The organism is Microcoleus sp. S13_C3 (assembly GCF_036700905.1).
Classification (GTDB): Bacteria; Cyanobacteriota; Cyanobacteriia; order Cyanobacteriales; family Microcoleaceae; genus Microcoleus.
The window spans coordinates 1-5,202 of record NZ_JAUBPT010000282.1 but is presented as its reverse complement, the minus strand read 5'-3'; the positions used below and the strand labels follow the sequence as shown (position 1 = coordinate 5,202).

Annotated in this window: 7 protein-coding genes and 1 pseudogene; 4 read left to right on the top strand and 4 right to left on the bottom strand. The window is 44.2% G+C overall.

Annotation, left to right across the window (positions count from 1 at the left end; all coding sequences use genetic code 11):
• The first annotated feature begins 211 nt into the window (after positions 1-211).
• The 4 genes from QUA16_RS35645 (at position 212) to QUA16_RS35630 (ending at position 3,715) form a co-directional block, all read left to right on the top strand.
• Positions 212-616: a ChuX/HutX family heme-like substrate-binding protein gene (locus QUA16_RS35645; RefSeq protein ID WP_333057403.1), complete on the top strand. Its 405-nt coding sequence runs from the start codon at positions 212-214 to the stop codon at positions 614-616.
• A gap of 243 nt (positions 617-859) precedes the next feature.
• Positions 860-1,639, top strand: coding sequence for a DUF6816 family protein (locus QUA16_RS35640; RefSeq protein WP_333107819.1), 780 nt, complete (start codon positions 860-862; stop codon positions 1,637-1,639).
• A 184-nt stretch (positions 1,640-1,823) separates the two neighbouring features.
• A complete protein-coding gene (gene psbA, locus QUA16_RS35635; RefSeq protein WP_333103628.1) occupies positions 1,824-2,906 on the top strand; it encodes a photosystem II q(b) protein in 1,083 nt (360 codons plus the stop codon).
• Between the two features lie 230 nt (positions 2,907-3,136).
• Complete coding sequence (locus QUA16_RS35630) at positions 3,137-3,715, top strand: Uma2 family endonuclease (protein WP_333109690.1); 579 nt, start codon at positions 3,137-3,139, stop codon at positions 3,713-3,715.
• Positions 3,716-3,731: 16 nt separating this feature from the next.
• Here the strand turns inward: QUA16_RS35630 and QUA16_RS35625 are convergent, their stop codons facing one another.
• From QUA16_RS35625 to QUA16_RS35610, 4 genes and pseudogenes are all read right to left on the bottom strand, one after another.
• Positions 3,732-3,866, bottom strand: coding sequence for a hypothetical protein (locus tag QUA16_RS35625; protein ID WP_333181765.1), 135 nt, complete (start codon positions 3,864-3,866; stop codon positions 3,732-3,734).
• Positions 3,863-4,054 carry a type II toxin-antitoxin system HicA family toxin gene (locus QUA16_RS35620; protein ID WP_333109692.1) on the bottom strand — a complete coding sequence of 64 codons (192 nt, stop codon included), beginning with the start codon at positions 4,052-4,054 and terminating at the stop codon, positions 3,863-3,865. Before QUA16_RS35620 ends, QUA16_RS35625 begins: the two co-directional genes overlap by 4 nt.
• A gap of 35 nt (positions 4,055-4,089) precedes the next feature.
• Positions 4,090-4,299 (bottom strand): type II toxin-antitoxin system HicB family antitoxin, encoded by a 210-nt coding sequence (locus tag QUA16_RS35615; RefSeq protein WP_333109688.1) that lies wholly within the window; start codon positions 4,297-4,299, stop codon positions 4,090-4,092.
• A gap of 61 nt (positions 4,300-4,360) precedes the next feature.
• Positions 4,361-5,202, bottom strand: a pseudogene (locus QUA16_RS35610) (ATPase); the annotation flags it as partial.

Genomic DNA, 5,202 nt, shown 5'->3' with positions numbered 1-5,202 from the left:
ATTAGTCATTAGTCATTAGTCATTAGTCATTAGTCATTAGTCATTAGTCATTAGTCATTAGTCATTAGTCATTAGTTGTTGGTTGTTACTTATTGTTGTTTTTAATTACGAATAATCAATGCCCAATGCCCAATGCCCAATGCCCAATGCCCCATGCCCAATGCCCCATTCCCAATTCCCAATTCCCAATACCCAATTCCCCAATTAAATTATGCCTAATCTGAAAGAATTCTTGGAAGCTTGCGAACAATTGGGAACCCTGCGTTTAATCGTGACTAGCAGCGCGGCTGTGCTGGAAGTGCGCGGTTCCATTCACAAGCTGTTTTATGCGGAGTTGCCGAAGGGAAAGTATGCCAATATGCACGCCGAAATATTTGAGTTTCACCTAAATATGGACAAAATAAAACAGGTGAAGTTTGAAACGGGTGAGGCGAAAAGAGGCAATTTCACTACTTATGCAATCCGTTTTCTAGACGAACAAAATGAGGCTGCTTTGAGTGCGTTTTTGCAGTGGGGAAAGCCAGGGGAATACGAACCAGGACAGGTGGAAAATTGGCACGAATTGAAGGAGAAATACGGGGAAGTTTGGGAACCTGCACCTGTTGAGGCACTTTAAAAAATCGGCTTTTCCATCTTTGAATTGCATATTGGGGGCGGGTAGGATGCCCAACCCCTACTCCCCACAAGCAGAACATCTAATTTTGTGAAACAGGCATCTTGCCTGTTTATGAAAATTATATAAAATATGATGTTTAACTGATTTGTTGTCTAATTTTTGAATTTATGAACCGCAGAGGGCGCAGAGAACGCAGAGAAGAGAAAGAGAGACAGAAAATTAGTTGTTTGAATGTAATTGGGTATGAAGGGAATTTGGGGTTTTTGTCTGGTTTTGCTGGTGTTGCTGTGGGGTGGCGTTGCGAGGGCAGGGGTTTTGGGCGATCGCATATCAAGTTTTCCCAATTGGGAAAGCAAGCCTCCTATCGCTGTAGCTAAGGGAGATTTGGTATATCCCGACTGGATGGCGGGGAATTGGAATGTTGCTAGCACTTTGGTGGATTTAGCCGCTCCTTTAGCGCCAAATATTGTCACGCCAGGGTTTGAAAGCAACCGCCAGTATTTGCAGCAGCCGATATTATTTAAAGTGCGATTTCAACCTGAAAAACAAAATGGGTTAAGTTCTAATTCTACATTAAAAAATGCTCAAAAGATTGTAGCCGATCGCACTTTTAACGGTTTGAATATTGCCAAGGCTTATTTAGGCGAGCGAGGCGTAGTTTCGGTGAAAGTCGATCCGACCAATCCCAACCGCCAAATTACTGTTTTGAAAGGGGAACGCCAATTAATTTCCATTGTTACAAGTCGGGGAACTGAGACGCCGAATCCTCGCGAGTTTGTGTCTACAGAGATTTCTCAGCAGATTTTTCGGGGAGAGTCTGATATTTATTTAAACGAGGTGGAAACAACAACGGCTTATCGAGTGGTTGCAGGCGGCGGGAAAAAGGGCGATTCTGCGGGTAAAAGAATTGAGGCAGATCAGGTGACAGCGATTTATTTGTCGCCGCAAGACCCGGATTATTTTGCTGCTGGGGGGCATCCTGTGGCTCTCTACCGATATCGGTTGGAGTTGGTGCGGGCCTAATTAAGCTGTCATCTCGATCGGTCTAGCAATCGACTTTTTTCGCCCCTGTCTCTCCTTACATCAGCTTTCCTAATCACAGTCATCAGTTTAACTGTCGCTCAACCCCTTTACAAACCTTAACGATACCGTTAATAATATAAACATCATCCGAACATTGACAACCAAATACAGCAATCATAAAACCATGACAACAACCTTACAGCAGCGCGAAAGCGCCAACGTCTGGGAACGCTTTTGTGAATGGGTCACAAGCACCGACAACCGGATTTACATCGGTTGGTTCGGAGTCTTGATGATTCCCACCTTGCTCAGCGCCACCATCTGCTACATCATCGCCTTCATCGCTGCTCCTCCAGTGGACATCGACGGCATCCGTGAACCAGTAGCAGGTTCCTTAATGTACGGTAACAACATCATCACAGGTGCTGTTGTTCCTTCATCTAACGCAATTGGCTTGCACTTCTACCCAATCTGGGAAGCAGCTTCCCTCGATGAGTGGTTGTACAACGGCGGCCCTTACCAATTGGTAATTTTCCACTTCCTGATCGGTGTATTTTGCTACATGGGTCGTGAATGGGAATTGTCTTACCGCTTAGGTATGCGTCCTTGGATCTGCGTAGCTTACTCTGCACCAGTTGCAGCAGCCACCGCAGTATTCTTGATCTACCCAATTGGACAAGGTTCGTTCTCTGACGGTATGCCTTTGGGTATCTCCGGCACATTCAACTTCATGATCGTGTTCCAAGCCGAGCACAACATCCTGATGCACCCCTTCCACATGTTGGGAGTTGCTGGTGTCTTCGGTGGTAGCTTGTTCTCCGCCATGCACGGTTCTTTGGTAACATCTTCCTTGGTTCGTGAAACAACCGAAACCGAATCGCAAAACTACGGTTACAAATTCGGTCAAGAAGAAGAAACCTACAACATCGTTGCAGCCCACGGCTACTTCGGTCGTTTGATTTTCCAATACGCTTCTTTCAACAACAGCCGTTCTTTGCACTTCTTGTTAGGTGCATGGCCAGTTGTCGGTATCTGGTTTACCGCTTTGGGTATATCGACAATGGCTTTCAACTTGAACGGTTTCAACTTCAACCAATCGATTATCGACTCTCAAGGTCGTGTCATCAATACTTGGGCTGATGTCATCAACCGCGCTAACTTGGGTATGGAAGTAATGCACGAGCGCAATGCTCACAACTTCCCGCTTGACTTGGCAGCGGGTGTTACAACTCCCGTAGCAATGGTTGCTCCTTCTATCAACGGTTAATTCTTAACTTGAGATTGACAAAAAGCGCTCCTAGAAATAGGGGCGCTTTTTGTTTGGGGAAATATATTTTGGGGAACAATCAGACTCGGCGTTTGAAACCGCTACTACACAAACGAAGTCCGCCTTCGCGGACTAAAGAATAGAATATTACAGCCGGATTTAGTATGGCGATAGACTCCAAATTTTTGAAGTCGTATATTATGGAAAAATGATTGTGAAAGGTAAGTCAGATGGTTGTCGCAATTTCTAAAGCAGGATTGGGTAAAGGTGCGGCTTTCCTGTCAAACGTGACATGGGAGACTCTGGAAAAATTGGATGCTGATTTGGCGGACACTGGGGCGCGTTTAACTTATTTGGATGGGTGTTTAGAAATTATGGCTCCTTTATCTGAGGCCCACGAAGAACCTAAAAACACTTTAGGCCAGCTTTTAGAGATTTATATGCGGATGAAAAACATCCGTTTCTATGGGCGTGGTAGTACAACTATCGGGATGAAGAAATTAGGCGCGCGGAAGGAACCAGATGAGTCTTACTGTTTGGGTACGCGCAAGTCAGTTCCAGATTTGGCGATCGAGGTGACAGTGACGAGTGGTGGAATTGATACGCTGGAAATCTATCGTCGGGTTGGTGTGCAGGAGGTTTGGTTTTGGGAGGATGGTGTAATTTCGGTTTATTGTTTGCGCCCAACGGGATATGAGTTGGTGAGTAAGAGTGAACTGTTGCCGGAGTTGGATTTGCGATCGATCGAGTTCTATTCGCGTATGGCAGACCAATATGATGCGGTGAATGCTTTTATGCGATCGTTGTAGAAGTTGAGAAGAGCGATTAAAAAAATCCTGCTTTCCCCTCACATTTTGCCTTGGCGGGAGTTTGTTTCCCAGCAGTTTCGGTTCCCGGATTTCGGTAGTTTGGCAGCAGCAATTGGGGCAAAAAGTAGTCACGTAGTTCACGTAAACTCACCGGGACTCCAACATTTCCTCAACTGTCAAGCCAATATCAATTGCAATCCGCTGAAGCAATCGAGGTGATATATCACGCCCTTTATGAAAAGGAACAGTAGTTCCTCGCCCATCTTGGTGACGGAACTGCTTATGTGAGCCTTTTTGACGCACCTCTACAAAGTCAAGGTTCTCTAGTATGCGGACTATTTCCTGTGGTTTCAGAACTGGGATATTGCTGATGTTTATCGGATCACAATCTGTTGTGTACCTATAAACTCAGTCTGAAGGACGAGAGTATCATCTTCTAGGAGCATCTCAATTACCTCACGCAGATTCTCGTGTAACTCATCCAAGGTTTCTCCCTGGGAATGCGCCCCAGGAAATCCAGGAATATAACCAACGTAAAGCTTGGTATCAGAATCTTTTTCGATTATAGCGGTAAATGTTTTCATAAGATTCGCTTTCTATTCGTTAAATGTAAGAAATGTAATCTCTCATATATTATATAATATTTCACCTGCACTGAATGTATGCTTTGAATACGGGATTGAGGAAAAAGAGCGATCGCCCTCCTACTAACACTTTTTCCACTAAGCTGCGTCGCGCTAAAGATTGTATGGCTTGCCAAAATTCTGGTTGGGATAATTCACTCTCAGTAGCTTTTCGGGAAATATCTACAGTTTCATTTTGAGTTGCTAACCAGTATAACGCCTTTTTTTCTGCGTCTGATAAACGCTCTAGGTGAGATTCTAAGATAGGTTCTAAGTCACCTAAGAATAAATCATTTACCTCGGATAAAAACAGGGAAACGCTACCATCAAACAACTCCAAAATAGTTGCAGCAATGATATTTAGCCAGGAAGGATGACCTTGATAAAGGGCTATCAAGTCTGACCATTTTTCCTCATCGACTAATCCTTTTTGTTTGAAAATTTCGGCGGCTTGTTCTCCTAACCCTTTGAGGTGTAAGCTTTGGGTGGAGAGGTTTTCGGCTTCTAAATTCGCGATTTCTTTGGGTTTTTCCCAACTGAGGAGGATTAAACAACTCTGATGAGAGGATGTGGCAATTTGTTTAAAAAATTTGCCATAATCTTCATAGCCTGCTAAATATTGACCTGCTAATTGACTGCTACTAAAAATATTCTGTACGTCATCAAGAATTACTAGACAGCGAGAAGATCGGAAATAATCGATGATTGTGGGTAATGGGGGTTGTTGCGATCGCCCAAAAAATTGCTTGAGTTCGGTTTGGAGGGTTGAAAGTGTGGGGGTGTTGGTGAGGCTTAACCAAATAATATAATCAAATTCGGTTTGAGTTTGTTCGATGAGTTTGAGGGCGATCGCACTTTTGCCAA